Annotated in this window: 4 protein-coding genes; all 4 read left to right on the top strand. The window is 44.1% G+C overall.

Annotated elements, in window-relative coordinates:
- Positions 1–314: 314 nt before the first annotated feature.
- The 4 genes from RMZ95_RS29675 to RMZ95_RS29660 all read left to right on the top strand — a co-directional run bounded on the left by RMZ95_RS29675 (position 315) and on the right by RMZ95_RS29660 (position 18,486).
- Positions 315–1,772, top strand: a complete 1,458-nt coding sequence (locus tag RMZ95_RS29675; protein WP_322686932.1) for a GAF domain-containing SpoIIE family protein phosphatase — start codon at positions 315–317, stop codon at positions 1,770–1,772.
- A gap of 36 nt (positions 1,773–1,808) precedes the next feature.
- Positions 1,809–2,240: an ATP-binding protein gene (locus RMZ95_RS29670; protein ID WP_322686931.1), complete on the top strand. Its 432-nt coding sequence runs from the start codon at positions 1,809–1,811 to the stop codon at positions 2,238–2,240.
- 512 nt (positions 2,241–2,752) lie between these two features.
- Positions 2,753–13,648 (top strand): SDR family NAD(P)-dependent oxidoreductase, encoded by a 10,896-nt coding sequence (locus tag RMZ95_RS29665; protein WP_322686930.1) that lies wholly within the window; start codon positions 2,753–2,755, stop codon positions 13,646–13,648.
- Positions 13,645–18,486 (top strand): thioester reductase domain-containing protein, encoded by a 4,842-nt coding sequence (locus tag RMZ95_RS29660; RefSeq protein ID WP_322686929.1) that lies wholly within the window; start codon positions 13,645–13,647, stop codon positions 18,484–18,486. Before RMZ95_RS29665 ends, RMZ95_RS29660 begins: the two co-directional genes overlap by 4 nt.
- The last annotated feature ends 164 nt before the right edge of the window (positions 18,487–18,650 follow it).

Genomic DNA, 18,650 nt, shown 5'->3' with positions numbered 1-18,650 from the left:
TTATCAGACTGATGAAGCCATCAGTTTTGACAAATTTTGGTGTTCTCCGAGAAAATCTTGGTTTGGTGTTCTCCAAAAAATCTTAGTGTTCTCCGAGAAAATCTTGGTATTGTTTAGAATACCAAGATTTCACTCTTTATGCACAAATTTTATAAATTCTCAACTATTTAAGGGATGACTTTTATATCAAAATAACTTAAGAGTTATCGCAGGAGAATTGTGGAATTTCTATTTAAATTAGCAGATGCATTCAATTTAGTGAAGCGATCGCCGTCCTGAATCTTACCCCAATAATAAAGCGACAGGTCTATTTTATGATCCAACGATCTTATGAAGAGAATGGCATAGCAGAGAATCAACAGCTAATTGAGGAACTGAAGGCCCTGCGGCGAGAGGTAGCTGAATTAAAAACAGAAAAAGCTGCTTTCCAAGCTCAAAAAAAGCTGCTGGAGCATTCAGTAGCAACAATCATCCGCGCTTCACCCGAAGAAGAGATGTTGAAAGCTACTTTACAAGACACGTTAGATGTTTGTAGTCAGCTTACTGGTGCCCAAAAAGGCAGTCTATTTTTACTAGATCGCCAGGGTGCTGTCACCGATAGTATCCTCACGCAAAGGGAGACAGCACTAGCGGAGCGCGATCGCCTGATTGGTTGCGTTTTAGCACAGGGGCTTGCTGGTTGGGTATACAGACAGCGCCAGATAGGATTGATCGTAGACACTGAAACCGACGATCGTTGGTTGCAGTTGCCCAATCAGCCTTACACTGTACGTTCAGCATTAGCTGTTCCCATTCTCAGGAATGAAGAGGTTCTAGGTATTCTTACCTTACTACACCCAGAACCGGGGCACTTTAGCCCAGAAATTGCCCATCTGATGCAGCTCACTGCTGACCAAATCGCTATAGTTTTAGAAAATGCCCAGCTCTATGGGAAAATTGAAACTTATTCCAAAGCGCTCAACTACGAATTAGAAAAAGGGCGGCAAATCCAGAGAGATTTTCTACCCAACGAAATCCCACAGCTACCTAATTTAGAGATTGCCACGTTTTTCTCTCCTGCGCGTCAAGTTGCTGGCGACTTCTACGACGTTTTTATGCTACCTGGCGACTACTTGGGACTAGTTATTGCTGATGTCGCCGACAAAGGTGTAGGCGCTGCCTTATTTATGGCTTTGTTCCGAAGCTTAATCCGTATTTTTTCGGGACAAATTAGTTTGGGCGGACTCTCTATTATTGCCAATGAGGCGGAATTATCGATTTTGCTGGAGTCAGAGATGGCAACCAATTTATACCAAATTAACCCCCTGAAAGCAGTAGCGCTCACGAATAATTACATCGCCCAGCAGCACGCGCAGATGAGTATGTTTGCTACGCTGTTTTTTGGCGTGCTAGATCCGGCAACTGGCATTCTCACATACATCAATGGTGGACACGAAACTCTGTTTGTTGTCGGTGAGACTGGTATCAAAGCCAGTCTCAACTCAACCGGGCCAGCAGTAGGGATGATGCCTAATATGAAATTTAAAATTCAACAAGTACAGTTGGAACCAGGCGATATCTTAATTGGCTATACCGATGGAGTAACTGAGGCACGTAGTCCCAGCGGTAAGTTTTTTACTGAAAAGCGACTGCGATCGCTCCTAGATCGATCTGCACTTTTGCCATCTCCCCTGCTAGAGCGCATTACAACTGATTTGTTCGCTCACATCAGCAACGCACCTCAGTATGATGACATCACAATGCTGATTGTGCAGAGAAAGGCATCAGACTAAAGTTTCATCCTTTCACTTACCCCCAATCTGTAAAATATGGAACCTTTAACTGTGCCTGGAACACTGGACTCTTTAAAGGCGATCGCAGAATATGTGATGGCAGCAGCAATGGAAGCAGGTTTGCATAAAAAAACCTCCTATAGACTGCGTTTGGCGGTTGATGAAATCGCTACAAACATCATTAATTACGGTTATCAGGCAGCAAATCGCGAAGGCATATTGATTTTAAAAGCCGATTTTGACGATCGCTCCTTGAGCATTACGATTAAAGATACTGGTGTTCCCTTCAATCCTACCCAGAAGTTAACTCCAAATGATTTGAACAAGTCGCTACAACAACGACAGATTGGCGGTTTGGGAGTTTATCTAGCTCTTAACAGTGTAGATCGGTTTATTTACCAACAAGACGGAAACCAAAATTGTAATATTTTAATTGTAAATCGTGACGACGGATTGGGAATCAGTTAAGTCAATTTGCAGGAATATAAATTATAAAAAAACAATGAATTTAACTAGATACAACAAAATTTACAAGTTAATTGATTTTTATTTACATAGTTTTGTTTTTCGACACCGTTGCACTTAAAACTGAATGATTTTTGGACAAAAATCTTCCTAAAACTTGCTAGCAAATATTTACAAACCTTTAAGTCCAATTTTTCCAGATTCTCTTTTCAGGTTACTTGTTACAAATGGTCACGAAGTTAGTAACTACAAAAAAATTTCATGTATTCTCAATATTCACAAGGTAGCGACCTTAAACAGCAAATATGTCAAAAACGGCCAAAAAAAGCATATATAGCAGTTGCCTTGGTAGGTTAGGACATCAACCGATCGTCAAACCCCGACACCAAAAACTTTTAAGCCTATTGCCTATTAGCTGTTGCCTGTTATATCAAACCACCAACTAATAGGGTTGCTTGTAGAAGTAAAGACATCCCGCAACAGCAAACGTGTCTAAGTTAGTTTGGAGCTTATAGATGTTGGAGAAAATTAATACCCTCAATGGTTTTCAGGCAAACTTAGCAGACCAAGCAGCACTGGAAACTGCGCTCCTGAACCATCCAGAAATTGAAGAGTGTCGGGTATTAATCCGAGAAACAGAAACCGCAGATATGTGGTTAGTAGCCTACGTAGTTGCATCAGGAAAATGTTCGTTGGCACAGCTAAATGCATATTTGCAGGTTCATTTGCCAAACACTATCCTGCCTCAATCCTACGTTTGGTTATCCAGATTGCCGCTTACTAGTGAGGGACTGATTGACGATCGCCGTCTAACTGATTTAGCCGTGATTGACATAGATTTGGTCGATCGCTGGGAGTCGTCTTTGCGATCGCTCCCCTCGATCGAGCAAGTCGCAGTTATCGTACAAGACCAGACAAAACAACTGCCACCATTACACGTTTGGGATTTACTAGCGGATACTCAAACAACAAAGCTCAATTTTCAATTAGAGGATTCTGGCGTAAATCAACAAATTGAGCCTTCAAAATCTCAGATTTCCCAGCGAAAAGCCAAAGCAATTAGTCATGGCGAACCTTTACAACTGGAAACAGACGCAACCACTAACTTAGCCGAACTACTCCAAAGGGCAGCGTTACAAACTTCAAAAGGAATTACTTACATCCAACCCGATGATACTTGCCAAAACCAATCCTACGAAGATTTATTAGACGCAGCTCAACGGATTTTGGCGGGTTTAAGAAAATTAGGACTCGTACCTCAAGATAGAATTCTTTTTCAATTTGACCGGCCTCAAGACTTCATTCCTGCCTTCTGGGGCTGTATTTTGGGCGGATTTATCCCAATTCCTTTATCCGTTCCTCAGAGTTACGATCGCTCTGATGGTTTCGTTAATAAATTAGCTCAAATCTGGGAAAGACTAGAACCAAGCTTAGTCCTGACTAGCGAGCGATTAGCACCTGAACTGAGACGTTCCCTGACAGATTTGCCACTTGGCAATTTGGCGATCGCTACCCTCAATGAGTTGCAATCTTACCATCTTGATCCTAACTGGTATGTTCCGGGGGCCGATGATTTGGCAGTGCTATTTTTAACTTCTGGCAGTACAGGTACGCCGAAAGCAGTTATGCAAAGCCATCGCAGTCTCATCTGTCGATCGGCTGCGAGTGTCCAAATGAACGGGTTTACCCAAGAAGATGTTTCCTTAAACTGGATGCCACTCGATCACGTTGCCGGATTAGTGTATTTTCATATTCGGGATGTCTATATAAGTTGTCAGCAAATTCATGCCGTCACCGATTGGGTGTTGCAACAACCCCTGAAATGGCTTGATTGGATGTCTGATTATCGCGTGAGTGTCACCTTTGCACCGAATTTTGCGTATGGGCTAATCAATGCAGCCGAAGCAGAACTTTCTCAGGGGCATTGGGATTTATCATCAGTGCGATACATCTTGAACGGAGCAGAAGCCATTGTCGGCAAAACTGCAAGAAGATTTCTCGAATTGCTGACAGCGCACGGACTCCCGACTACGGCAATACATCCCGTTTGGGGAATGGCTGAAACTTGTTCGGGAGTGACTTACTCTCACAACTTTTCTAGAGAATCAACCACGGATGAAGATGCATTCGTGGAAGTTGGAGCGCCGATTCCCGGATTTTCTCTGCGGATAGTTGATGCTCAAGACCAGCTCGTTGAAGAAGAAGCTATTGGAAGGCTGCAAGTAAAAGGATTGACAGTAACATCAGGTTATTTTGGTCAACCAGAACTGAATTCAGAGGTTTTTACAGAAGATGGCTGGTTGAAGACGGGAGATTTAGCTTTCTTACGACAAGGACGTTTAACAATTACGGGCAGAGAGAAAGACGTTATTATCGTCAACGGCTTAAATTACTATAGTCATGAAATCGAAGCAGTTGTTGAAGAGATTGCAGGTGTAGTTGTTTCCTACACTGCCGCAGTTGCAGTCCGCGATGGAGAAAGTTCAGAAAAGCTAGCTATCTTCTTCCATGCAGATGGCGCGGATGAAATCGAAATTGCAACGTTGATGCAAACCATTCGCCAAAAAATTGTCCAACGTTGCGGGATCAATCCCAGCTATGTAATTCCAGTTGAAAAAGCTGCGATTCCAAAAACGGCCATTGGCAAGATCCAGCGATCGCAATTGGTTAAACGCTTTGAATCAGGTGAATTTAAACCTATCCTGCGTCAGTTTGATATCCTGATTGGCAATGCCAACACAATACCCGACTGGTTTTATCGCCGAATTTGGTGTGTTAAGCAGTTAAATCACAAGCATTTGGAGTCAGTTAAACTTCCGACTCAGAAATTCCTCGTGTTTCTCGATGATTTAGGTTTAGGAAATTACCTGTGTACAGAACTCGAACGCAATAATCAATCTTATATCTGCGTTACAGCAGGTACGGATTTTATCAAATCTGAGCAAGGCGATCGCTTTACCATCAATCCCGAAAATCCCGATCACTATCGGCAGTTACTAGAGTCTTTGGCATCGGATATTCCCACTCAGATTTTGCATTTATGGACATACAACGAGTTTAGGGGTCAAGTTTCTAGCCTAGAGGAACTAGAACGCGCTCAATACTTAGGACTATATAGCATTCTATTTTTAGTGCAAGCCTTAGCAAATGCCAAGGAAAAACACCAACTACTAGATGTAGACATTCAGTTACAAGTCATTTCTAACAACGTCCAGTTAACTAGCAGCGATGATGCGCTCGCTTATGAAAAATCCACACTTATCGGATTACTGAAAACAATTCCTTTAGAACTATCTTGGTTGCACTGTCGCCACATTGACTTAGAAGTTGGGTCACTGGAAACAAATGCCAATTATATTTTAATAGAACTAAATGTTACCAAAGGTGATAGTGAAATTGCTTATCGTCAAGGTCAACGGCTAGTCTCATCACTCGCCAAAGTCGATATGCTTGCTAGTCCAACCCAGGAAATACCAATTAAAGCAGGACAGACTTATCTGGTAACAGGCGGATTGGGTGGAATTGGGGCTTCAGTTTGCCAATATTTACTTAAGCAATTTGGTGTGCGATTGCTGATTGTTGGCAGAACAAATTTGCCACCAGAAACAGAATGGTCGCAGCATCTCGAACAGAATACAGCGATCGTCAAGCGACTGAAAAATTATCGATCGCTTGTAGCAACAGGTGGTGATTTATTATACAAATCTGTTGATATCTGCGATTTAACTTGCTTGCAACAGGCTGTCACAGAGGCAGAGCTGAGATGGAATCAACCTCTGGCAGGAATTATTCATCTCGCAGGTGAAGGCGATCTCAAACACCACTGGACGGTGATGGAAAATCACTGGATAGCTGTGGCTACACTAGAAAGTTTTCGTACCATGCTACGTCCGAAAGTTCAGGGCACTTGGACGCTTTTTCAACTGATTCAGAATCGGCCAGATGCCCTTTTCATCGGCTTTTCTTCTGTAAATAGTGTGTTTGGCGGAGCAACCTTTAGTGCCTATGCTGCTGCCAACAGTTTTTTAGATGGTTGTTGTCAGTATCAGCAATACCATTACCATCCTGAGACTTACTGCTTTAACTGGAGCCAGTGGGATGATGTTGGTATGAGCGAAGGAAACCCGATGCACAGCCGGGAAGCAGCTCATCGCTTGGGGTATCAGAGTATTACTCAAGAACAGGGTTGGCGTTCCTTACTGGCAGGTTTATCGCGCCATCAACCGCAGTTGATTGTCGGTTTAGATGGCAGTAATCCCCATATTCGTCGATATCTGAAGACAGAAGCCGATAACGTCGAGAAATTAACCGCTTATATTACCACTGTGGATGGTGCAGGGTTGGATGGTTGGGAGCAAATGAGAGTTAGCGATCGCTTTGGGACTCCTAGCCATTGTGAAATTGTACACCTTGCAAAAATGCCCTTAACACAAACGGGTACGATAGACATTGCCAAAATTATTGGCAGCAATCAAAAGCACAACCAACCTTGGCAAGTCGTTTTGCCGCAAACTGACATTCAACGCCAGATAGCTCAAATATGGCAAGACGTACTCGGCATTTCTTCAGTGAGTATCGATCGCAACTTTTTTGAATTAGGTGGCAGTTCCCTCACCTTGGTTCGGGTTCACGATCGCTTACAAAAACAATTTGGGCAACATCTGTCACTGATTGACTTGTTCCAATATCCAACGATTCAGACTTTAGCAGAGTTTCTGAATCAAGCTCAAATGCCATTGCCGGAGCGATCGCAATTATCGCCATCGGATCGCGTGGGTAAGATGAAAGATACCCAGCAATTAGAAATTGCCATCATCGGTATGTCTGGGCGTTTTCCAGGAGCCAAAACACTCGATGAATTCTGGGAAAATTGCTGTAATGGCGTGGAATCGATTTCATTCTTCAGCGATGAAGAACTGGAGTTAGCTGGAATCGATTCTTCATCTTTGAATGATGCCAATTATGTAAAAGCTAGTGGTATCTTATCTGACATAGATTTATTTGATGCTGCATTTTTCGATATCTCGCCCAAAGAAGCTCAAATCCTCGACCCGCAGCATCGCTTGTTCCTAGAGTGCGCTTGGGAAACACTCGAAAATGCTGGTTACGATCCTGCAACTTATACAGGGTTAATCGGGGTTTATGCAGGCATGGGGATGAATCTTTATGCAGGTCGAACCTACTGGAATCACAATCTTTACCCAAATCGCGATCGCCTAGAACACGTTGACGACTCGCAACTAGCGATCGCCAATGGTACAGATTTTCTGCCCACGCGGGTTTCATACAAATTCAACTTGCAAGGGCCCAGCGTCAACGTCCAAACCGCTTGCTCGACTTCCTTAGTTGCAGTGCATCAAGCGTGTCGGAGTTTGATTCAGGGAGAATGCGATATGGCTCTGGCTGGTGCTGCGGCGATCGCTGTACCTCAAAAATCTGGTTATCGCTATCAGTCAGGAATGATTCTTTCACCCGATGGTCACTGCCGAGCATTTGACGCTAACTCCCAAGGAACCGTTGGCGGAAATGGCGTTGGGATTGTGATGTTGAAACGATTGGCAGATGCGATCGCCGATGGAGATCATATTTACGCCGTCATTAAGGGTTCTGCGATTAATAACGATGGCTCTCAAAAAATTAGCTATACGGCTCCCAGCGTTCAGAGACAGGCAGCAATGATTGCCCAAGCCCAAGCGATCGCAGATATTAATCCAGAAACTATTACTTACATCGAAACCCACGGAACCGGAACGACTCTCGGCGATCCGATTGAAATTGCAGCATTAACCCAGGCATTTCGTAGCAAAACACAGAAGCAACAATTTTGTGCCATTGGTTCTGTAAAGACTAACATCGGACATTTAGATACAGCTTCAGGCATAGCAGGATTGATTAAAACAGTTTTGGCACTCAAGCACGGATTGCTACCGCCTAGCCTAAATTTTAAACATCCCAATCCCAAGATTGATTTTGCTAACAGCCCATTTTATGTAAATACAACTCTATCAGACTGGCAAACAGACCAAACACCTCGGCGGGCTGGCGTAACTTCTTTGGGTGTTGGCGGTACGAATGTTCATGTTGTTCTAGAGGAAGCACCCTCCGATTTTAGATTGCCGATTTTAGATTTTAGATTGGATGATGCTGATGACAATCCAAAATCCCTATTGACGGTTTCGGCAAAAACTGAGACAGCGTTACGGGAATTAGCTCGGCGGTATGTGGGGTTTTTGGAGTCTCAGAAAGAAGTATGTTTGAGGGATATTTGTTATACGAGTAATGTGGGGCGATCGCATTTTGACTATCGGCTGGCTTTGGTTGCCGATTCACCTGCACAATTGAGAAATCAACTCACAACATTTATTGCCGAAAATTCGCGCACTCGCTTTCAGGCTTCAGGGGTAGCTTTCCTATTCACTGGACAAGGTTCGCAGTATATCGGTATGGGACGAGAACTTTACGAAACCCAACCTGTTTTTCGGCAAGCCCTCGAACGCTGTGCCCAAATACTGGACTCACTATTAGAGCAACCATTGTTAGAAGTGCTGTATCCATTAGGGGAAAGGGAAAAGGGGAAAGGGGAAAGGGAAAAGAACTTAGGGGGTCATATTCTGGATGAGACGGGCTATACCCAACCTGTCTTATTTGCTCTGGAATATGCATTGTCCCAGCTATGGCAATCTTGGGGTATCAAGCCTAGTGTTGTTATGGGTCATAGTGTGGGCGAATATGTTGCTGCAACTGTTGCAGGTGTATTCAGTCTGGAAGATGGATTGAAACTCATTGCTGCACGGGGTAAATTGATGCAAGCACTACCGCAAACAGGGGCAATGGTAGCGGTATTTACTGATTTGGCGCAAGTCTGTGCAGCGATCGATTCATTGCCGGAGGTAACGATTGCTGCAATCAACGCACCAAGGCAAATCACGATCTCTGGTGCAGCCGGGGCGATCGCATCAGCTGTGGCTATCTTAGAAGCAACAGGAGTGCAAACAAAGTCACTGAAAGTTTCCCATGCTTTTCATTCGCCGTTGATGCAACCAATGGTGGCAGAGTTTGGGCAGATTGCCCAGCAAGTGAGCTACCGTACACCAAACCCGAATATTCGCTTTATTTCCAATATCACAGGGCAATTGGCAGGAGTGGAGATTAGCACGCCTGAATATTGGGTGCAGCACGTGTTGCAGCCAGTGCAATTTGCTAACAGTATTGTCAGCCTGTCAGCGTTAGGAAATTTGGCTTGTTTGGAAGTGGGGCCGCACCCAATTTTGGTAAGCATGGGTCGTCAGTGTATCCCAGAATCAGGACATCTGTGGCTGGCAAGTCTCAAATCGCAAGAATCAGATTGGCAGCAGATGTTGACCAGTTTAGCGGCGTTGTATGAGCAGGGAATATCGGTGAACTGGTTGGAGTTTCATCGGGGATCTGAGCATCGGCGCGTAGTATTGCCGAATTATCCCTTTGAGCGATCGCGTTTTTGGGTTGAACCAAACAAAGACAGTAGCCACAAAAATTTTCAAATCCCTTCTGCAAATCTCAAATCTTCTCATCCTCTGCTCGGTTCTAGATTGCACTTGGCAGACTCGAAAGAAATTCGTTTCCAGACCGAAATCAATTCTAATTTCCCCGCTTTTTTAGCTGACCATCGCGTTTACGGCAAAGTAATCGTGCCAGGAACGGCTTATCTAGAGATGGTTTTAGGGGCAGCAGCGAAGGTTTTGAAATCCAAAAATTTAATTTTAGAAAATGTCCTATATAAACGGGCATTAATTCTATCAGAAAATGAAATTAAGACGCTCCAGCTAATTCTTCAGCCAACAGAACAACAAGGATATTACTTTGAAATTTTTAGTTGTGAATTAGATGAGGAAGATTCACCATCTTGGATGCTGCATGTTTCTGGAAATGTCACCGCATCCAATCTCAAACCATCGCTGGAACTTTCTGCAACGCACTGGCTCCCCAATCAAGTAGCTTCCCACAGCCAAACCGAACATTACCAACAGTTTCTTCAACGGGGAGTTGATTATGGTGCTAGTTTTCGGGGAGTTAAACAGTTGTGGTTGAATTCAGAAGTAGTGACAGGGGAAATTGAGTTACCCCAAATATGCGTTTTAGAAACAGATGTTTATCAGTTTCATCCAGCATTTTTGGATGCTTGTTTTCAGGTTTTGCAAGCTAAATTCCCACAAGATAGTAGCAAAGAGGCTTATGTGCCGATCGCCATCAAGCGATTGCAAGTTTGCGATCGCCCCAGCAACCGACTATGGAGCATCGCCAAAGTACATCCTAGCCAGAACAGTAACAAAACACTCATTAGCGATTTGCAATTAATTACAGATGATGGTGAGATGATAGCGGTTGTTGAAGGTCTGCAACTTCAAAGGGTCGCTTCGGGAACATTGACAGCTTCTCCTCAAGTTCCGCCAGATTGGTTGTATCAAATCGAGTGGCGACCTCAAGCCCAAATGGGGCGATCGCTCTCACCGGATTACCTGCTCAATCCCAAGGACATCAGCCAAAACCTGATTCCTCAATTGGCCGAACTTTTAACAACAACCTCATCAAACGAGGAATTTTTACCCCAACTCGAAGCCCTCAGTGTGTCTTATGTAATCAGTGCCTTACAACAACTAGGATGGGACTTTCAACTCGGATTGCAGTTTTCCTTTACAGAAATAGCAGAACAGTTGGGGGTGATTAGCCAGTATCACCAACTGCTACATCGGTTTCTGGATATTTTGACTGAAGCAGGGTGGCTCAGACCTCTTGATTGTGCTAACGGCAGACATCACTGGGAAGTAATTAGCGCCCTCGATCGCCAAACGCCGCAACCAGAGCGATTGTTAGCCCGATTCCCTACCGGAGATACTGAGATCGCCCTAGTAGAACGCTGTGGTGCCAGCTTACCAGAGGTACTTCAGGGAAAACTTGACCCGCTACAATTACTATTTCCCAATGGTGATTTCACCCTGCTGACGCAACTGTATCAAGATGCCCCAGCTGCTAGAGTGATGAATACATTGGTGCAAAAGGCAGTTTCCGCAGCACTGCTGCGAGTACCACAGAAAAGCAAGATCCGCTTGCTAGAAATTGGAGCGGGAACTGGCAGCACAACCGCTTACATTCTGCCGCAATTGAATAATTATCAAGCTGAATACACTTTCACAGACATTTCACCGCTGTTTGCAGCCAAAGCACGGGAGAAGTTTCGGGATTACCCATTTGTCCGCTATCAATCTTTAGATATCAGCCGAGATCCAGCGACTCAAGGCTTGGAAGGGCAACAATATGATGTGATTCTGGCAGCCAATGTCCTGCACGCGACACCAGATTTACAACAAACATTGGCCCACGTCCACAGCTTATTAGCACCAGGCGGAATTCTGGTGATGTTAGAAGTCACCGATCGCCATTGTTGGCTGGATCTGAGCTTTGGCTTGACCCCAGGTTGGTGGTTGTTTGCCGATCGCTGGTTGCGACCGAATTACCCGCTCTTAAGTAGTGCCGAGTGGCAAGATGTGTTGCAAGCGAATGGATTTACATCGGCGGTGGCGATCGCACCTAAAAACAAAATCATCGGTTCCCTGGCTCAGGCTGCGATCGTTGCCCAAAAAGGAACCGAGAGCCATATACCACAAAACTGGCTAATTTTAGCAGATAGTCAAGGTATCAGTCAGAAACTTGCTCGACGGTTTCAAGAACGAGGAGATACTTGTACTCTAGTTTTTCCCGGACAGGAATACGAACTGTTGAGCGAGTTCGAGTTCAGGATTAATCCTCAGAAACCGGAAGATTTTCAGCGGTTGGTTTCGCACATACTTAGCAAGCGATCGCGTCTCTCAGGGGTGGTACATTTGTGGAGCCTAGAGAGTGGAGAAACTGCACCAACCTTAAGCGTCGAAGATTTGCAAGCAGCAACCCGTATTGGCTGTGGCAGTACTCTGTACTTGGTGCAAGCGCTAGTTAAAAAGATGGGTATAACACCACCTCAGTTATGGGTAATAACTAAAGGAGCAGTTGCCGATAAAGCTGGATTAGTTCAATCACCCCTATGGGGAATGGGGAAGGCGATCGTCAAAGAACACCCAGAACTCCAGCTTCGCTTGATAGATTTAGACCTCCAAGAAAATTATCGGCTAAGTCAAAACCCCCTTGATGCACTATTTGCAGAGTTGACATCACCAGATCGAGAGAACCAAATTGCATTCCGTAATGGGATGCGTCAAGTGGCAAGACTGGTTCCTTATCGTAACTCTCATAATCGAGCAGATATCCCCATCCATTCAGATAGTACTTACTTAATTACTGGTGGATTAGGGGGACTGGGACTGCTAATTGCCCATTGGTTAGTAGAACGTGGGGCAAAGCACTTAGTTCTCATGGGACGCAAAGGGACAAGCGAACAGAGCGATCGCCAGATTCAACAGCTTCAGGCACAAGGTGTATCGGTGATGGTAATGCAAGCTGATGTGTCTGTGCAGTCACAAGTGGCAAAGGTATTGGCAGAAATTGACCGCAGCCACCCGCCTCTACACGGCATTATCCATGCAGCCGGAGTTTTGAATGACGGTGTTTTACTCCAGCAAACTTGGGAGCGCTTTCATCAAGTCATGGCACCGAAAGTACAAGGTGCTTGGAATCTGCACGCATTAACCCAAGCCCTACCGCTCGATTTCTTCATCTTGTTTTCTTCGGCTGCTTCTGTTTTGGGTTCTGCCGGTCAAGCTAACCACTGTGCTGCCAATGCCTTTTTAGACGCTCTAGCACATTATCGTCATCAATTGGGATTACCGGGATTGAGTATTAACTGGGGAGCTTGGGCTGAAATTGGTGCAGCAGCCGAGCGTCAGTTCGGTAAGCAACTCCAACATCAGGGAATGGAAATGATATCGCCATCCCAAGGTTTACAGGCTTTAGAGCAGAGCTTTTTTTGGGAGGTTGCTCAAGTAGGTGTGATGCCGCTCAATTGGCTGACATTTATGCAGCAATTCTCACAGGGGAATTGTCCGGCATATTTGGCAGAGTTTTCTCAACTGGCGGTTACTCAATCGGCATCACCACCGCCGATGGAAATTCAGCAACAATTGCAAACTCATGACTTTGGCGATCGCTTGCAGATTTTAACCATTTACCTGAAAGAAAAGATTGCCAAAGTGTTGGGTTGTTCTGTGGATCGAGTCGATGCTAATCAAGCACTGAGCAAAGCCGGACTAGATTCTTTGATGGCGATCGAAATCCGCAATCGGATCATCACAGAACTGAAAATTGACCTTTCTTTAGAAAAGTTTGTTGAAGGTTCCAGCATCAACCAACTAGCAGACTTGTTATTAAAACAGCTAGCTTTACAGGGACTCAACGAAAATTCGGCGATGGAAATTACTGAGGATGTGGAAGAAATAATACTATGAACCTAAATGCCCTTTTAGCCGAACTTTCAGACCGGGGAGTGAAATTATTAGTTGATGGAGAACAACTCCGCATTCAAGCACCTAAAGGAGTTATCACTCCCGATCTCCGAAATGCTTTAGCTAACAATAAAGTAGAGCTAATCCGGTTACTACATCAGAACAAAATCGGGGCTGCTTCCATCCCTTTGGTTCCGCTTTCACAAACGCAAAACGTGCCGGTATCTTTCCAGCAGGAACGCCTGTGGATTTTGGCTCAGTTAGCTGCTGTAGAATCTGCTCATAATATTGCTCAAGCCTTGCGGCTGAATGGCGATTTAGATTTAAACTGCCTAGAAAAAAGTCTTAATGAAATTTTCCGTCGCCACGATGTCTTTGGGACAACATTTGGGGTGTGGGAAGGGAATCCCGTGCAAAATATCACTGCACCAGAACTGTTTAAATTATCTGTTTTAAATCTTGAGCATTTAGATGCAACCGAACAATTAAAAACTTTCTGGCAAATTGCCGATGAAGCAGCCGAAGCTCCCTTTGATTTGGCGATCGCTCCTTTATGGCGGATTAAACTCATTCGCTTAAATGCACGCGAGCACATTCTCTTGCTCGTCATTCATCACATTATCAGCGATATGATCTCGATGGGTTTATGGATTCGAGAACTGGCGACAGTCTACAGTCATTTTTACAAGGGACAGCCTTCTCCACTGCCAGAACCTTCCATCCAATATCGAGATTTTGCCGTATGGCAGCGCCAGTGGCTCAACAATGATGCACTCAAAAGCGAACTAGCTTACTGGAAACAGCAACTAGAGGGGGCATCATTTGAATTAAAATTGCCCATCGACCATCCCCGACCGCCACTCCAGAATTTCCAGGGTCGGCGAAAGTTTTTTAAACTCGATCCTCTTTTGTGGGCTGCAATCAAACAACGAAGTCACGAACAAATGGGAATTACTTCCTTTATGACTTTCGTAGCAGCGTTTAAGGCTTTGATTTACCTATGCTCTCAGCAGGAAGACATTTTAATTGGCTTTACCGCCTCTGGTCGAGTTCATCCGCAAGTAGAATCTCTGATTGGTTTTTTTGGCTATCCTTTGTTGCTGCGTACAGATTTGTCTGGCAATCCCACTTTTACCGAAGTACTTAGCCGAGTGCGATCGGTGTTGTTATCTGCTTATGCTCACCAAAATGTCCCCTTTGGTAAAGTCGTTGAAGTCATGGGGTCGAGTCGGGTTGCCCAAGATACTCCCTTTTTTCAAACATTTCGCACCGGATTAAGCTATGTCAACAGCCAACTACCGAGCGACCTGACAAATTTACCCAATCTGACGTTTTCATTGATTGATGAGGGAATTTGGGGGCCGACTGATTTAGATTTATATACTTATATTTACGAAGTCGGAGCGGATTTACAAATAGGAATTGCATATAACACCGACATATTTGAAAGTGAAACAATCGACGCTTTTGGTAATGCTTTATTCCAAATTTTAGAACAATGGGTTGAATCAAAAGATATTCGCCTCAATGAATTGAGACTACCAATAGACCTTGATAGAAAAGCAAGATTAGCTAGGAGCCGATATCAAAAGCAAAAGTTGGCGATCGCAGCTACTTTTACCGCCGATTCGGTTGCAGATTCTCTAAAATTCTGGATGCAGCAACTCAATTTACCCTCAGAAATTACCTTTGCTCCCTATAACCAGGTTTTTCAACAACTGCTGACTGCTGATAGTCTGTTATCGCAAAATGAAACGGGAGTCAATATTGTTCTAGTGCGATTAGAAGATTGGATTAGGTTACAGGATTCACAAGAGTTATCTTGTAACGAACAAAAGAATTCCCTTGAGCGCAATACTCAGGATTTAGTTATAGCATTACGTCAATCATGCGAACAAACTCAAATTCCCCATTTGCTTTGTTTGTTGCCAAGTAATTCAATAATTGCTGATGCAGAAATGGCAACTTTTTTGCAACAAATTGAAGCAAAGTTATTAACAGAACTTGCCGATATTAGTGGACTGCATATTATTAATTATCAGGAGTTAGCAACAAGCTACCCAGTAGCTAACTTCTATGATGCTTATAGCGATGAAATCGGACATATTCCATTTACACCAGCATTCTTCACAGCATTAGGAACAATATTGGCGAGAAAAATTCACTGCCTACATAGACCGCCTTATAAAGTAATTGTCTTAGACTGCGATCAAACCTTATGGCAAGGTGTTTGTGGCGAGGATGGAGTTGAAGGTATTGTCATAGATTCATCCTATCAAGCATTGCAAGAATTTATGATTCAGCAGTGCGATCGCGGGATGTTGCTATGTTTGTGCAGCAAAAATAATCAAGCAGATGTCTTTGCTGTATTAGATCAACGCTCCGATATGCGGCTAAAGCGTCACCATTTGGCGGCTTGGCAAATTAATTGGCAGACTAAATCAGAAAACTTGAAATTGCTGTCTCAAGAACTAGGGCTGAGTTTAGATAGCTTCATCTTTATTGATGACAATCCGATCGAATGCGCACAAGTCCGCTATCACTGTCCAGAAGTTTTAACCCTGCAATTGCCCACAAATGCCACTGAAATTCCCGAATTCCTGGCTCATATCTGGGCATTCGATCGTCTCAAGATCACTGTAGAGGATCGACAGCGAACGATTGTTTACCAGCAAAATCGCCAACGTCAGCAAGCGGCAAACGAATCTCTCACGTTGCGAGATTTCCTCAATAGCCTCAATCTGCAAGTGGATATTATGGAAATGCAGCCCTCCCAGGTAGATCGTGTTGCTCAACTAACGCAGCGAACAAATCAATTTAATACCACCACCTTACGCAGAACGTCGGCTGAAATCAAAACCTTTTGCCTGTTAGATACTCATACTTGCTATGTTGTGGATGTAAAAGACCGCTTTGGTAATTATGGTTTGGTGGGTATGATGATGGTACAGGCCACAGCATCAGCCCTGGTGGTAGATACTTTATTACTCAGTTGTCGAGTGTTGGGCAGAGGAGTTGAATATCAAATGCTCAACTTCCTGGGTAAAATTGCCCTGGCACGCGGACTAAAGCAAATCGATATTATTTACAAACCCAGTTCCAAAAACCAGCCTGTTGGCGATTTTCTCGAACAGTTGACAGCAATTGACAAGGAACGTTTAGCAGAAAGCTATTGTTATAAGTTATCAGCAGATGATTGTCGAGCGATCGCTATTGCTTCTGAACGATTAGACAAAGAAGCAATACATTCGGCATCTGAAGGGAATTTAACCCCAAGCGATCGGGCAATACCCCAACAATCCGCCAATTACACCGCCTTATTCCAAAAAATTGCTTCAGATTGGCATACACCAGAGCAGATTCTCCAGTATATGGAAGAGTCTCAAGTTCAATACCAACAGCATCAGACATTTGTTGCACCTCGCACTGAAACAGAGAAACACTTAGCTGACCTGTGGCAAAACTTACTTCACAGATCCCCACTCAGCATCTACGATAACTTCTTCGACTTGGGAGGCAATTCTTTGTTGGCAGTGCAACTGCTGTCTCGGTTGCGAGAAAGCTTCCATGTAACCATACCCATTCATCAATTATTAGAAGTCCCAACAATTGCGGGAGTGGCTCAAGTAATTGAAGCGATCGCTCAGACAGGAATGGCTGCCAATTTAGCGATCGATTTGGCAGCAGAAGCTGTCTTAGATCCGGCAATTCGTCCAACTACACCATTCAAGTTTATCGCTCAACCCCAGGCGATTTTCTTAACTGGAGCAACCGGTTTTCTCGGTGCGTATTTAGTAGACGAACTCCTGCAACAGACCACAGCTAATATTTATTGCTTAGTGCGAGCGCAGGATGTAAAACAAGGAATCCAACGTATCCAAAGCCATTTACAAGCATACGGACTTTGGCAAGAAAAGTTTCGCTCCCGGATCGTTCCAATCATTGGTGATTTGGCGTTACCCAACTTAGGTCTGAACGAGTCACAATTCCATCAACTTAGCGAGGAAATTGATGTCATCTATCACAATGGTGCTGTCGTCAATTTTCTTTATCCCTACGCCAAACTCAAAGCAGCCAATGTCTTGGGAACTCAGGCGATTTTGCGTCTAGGCGCTCAAACGAAAGTCAAACCCGTGCATTTTGTTTCGACGCTGGGCATCTTCTCTGCTCCTGCTTATGCAAATGCGAACTACATTCAAGAATCCGATGAATTAGGAGAATTTCAAGGGTTGCAAGGGGGTTATTTACAGAGTAAATGGGTAGCAGAAAAGCTAGTTATGCAAGCACGCGATCGCGGACTTCCTGTATGCATCTACAGACCTGGTGCAATCTCAGGACACAGCCAAACGGGAATCGCCAATGTGGATGACTTCTTTTGCAGCCTGACTAAAGGCTGTATCGAACTAGGTATGGTGCCGGATTTGGAATTCCCCCTCGATCTGACCCCAGTTGATTATGGTAGCAGAGCGATCGTCCACCTCTCTCAAAACCCTGACTCCTTCGCCAAGGCATTTCACCTTGTTTCTCCTGATTGTCTGTCTTGGGGTAAATGGTGTGACTTAGTTCGGTCTTTAGGCTATTCGCTAGAGCAAGTTTCTTACCATGAGTGGTATGCTAAATTGCTACACAATGCGAAACACAATATTCCAAATGCTTTACATGCTTTCCTGCCATTGTTAGACGAACAATTATTAAAAAACGTGCAGTTACCAGCATTTGATTGCCAAAATACATTGACTGGACTTGCTGACACCAATATTATTTATCCAACTATAAACACCGAATTACTCAATATCTACTTTGCCTACTTCAAGAAAAGTGGATTTTTCAGCGGAGTTTAGACTAAGCAGCAAAAAACAACGCAGGAATGCTGAGTTGAAAATAAGCAGGCTTCAGGCATGAAAGTTGGCAATGTTAAGTAGATTCTGGTTGTTTTTTACGTGGTAAGAAATTATATCATGTCCGGTAAATCACTTACGATTAAGCTCCGATGTTAATCCACCAA

This window comes from Nostoc sp. DedQUE07, assembly GCF_034530975.2.
Taxonomy (GTDB): domain Bacteria; phylum Cyanobacteriota; class Cyanobacteriia; order Cyanobacteriales; family Nostocaceae; genus Nostoc.
Note: the sequence above shows the minus strand (reverse complement) of the source record. Positions and strands in the feature narration are given on the sequence as shown.

Bases quoted from the DNA above. Each gene is read 5' to 3' on its own strand.
- RMZ95_RS29675 (WP_322686932.1), top strand. From the start codon at position 315: ATGATCCAACGATCTTATGAAGAGAATGGCATAGCAGAGAATCAACAG.
- RMZ95_RS29670 (WP_322686931.1), top strand. From the start codon at position 1,809: ATGGAACCTTTAACTGTGCCTGGAACACTGGACTCTTTAAAGGCGATC.
- RMZ95_RS29665 (WP_322686930.1), top strand. From the start codon at position 2,753: ATGTTGGAGAAAATTAATACCCTCAATGGTTTTCAGGCAAACTTAGCA.
- RMZ95_RS29660 (WP_322686929.1), top strand. From the start codon at position 13,645: ATGAACCTAAATGCCCTTTTAGCCGAACTTTCAGACCGGGGAGTGAAA.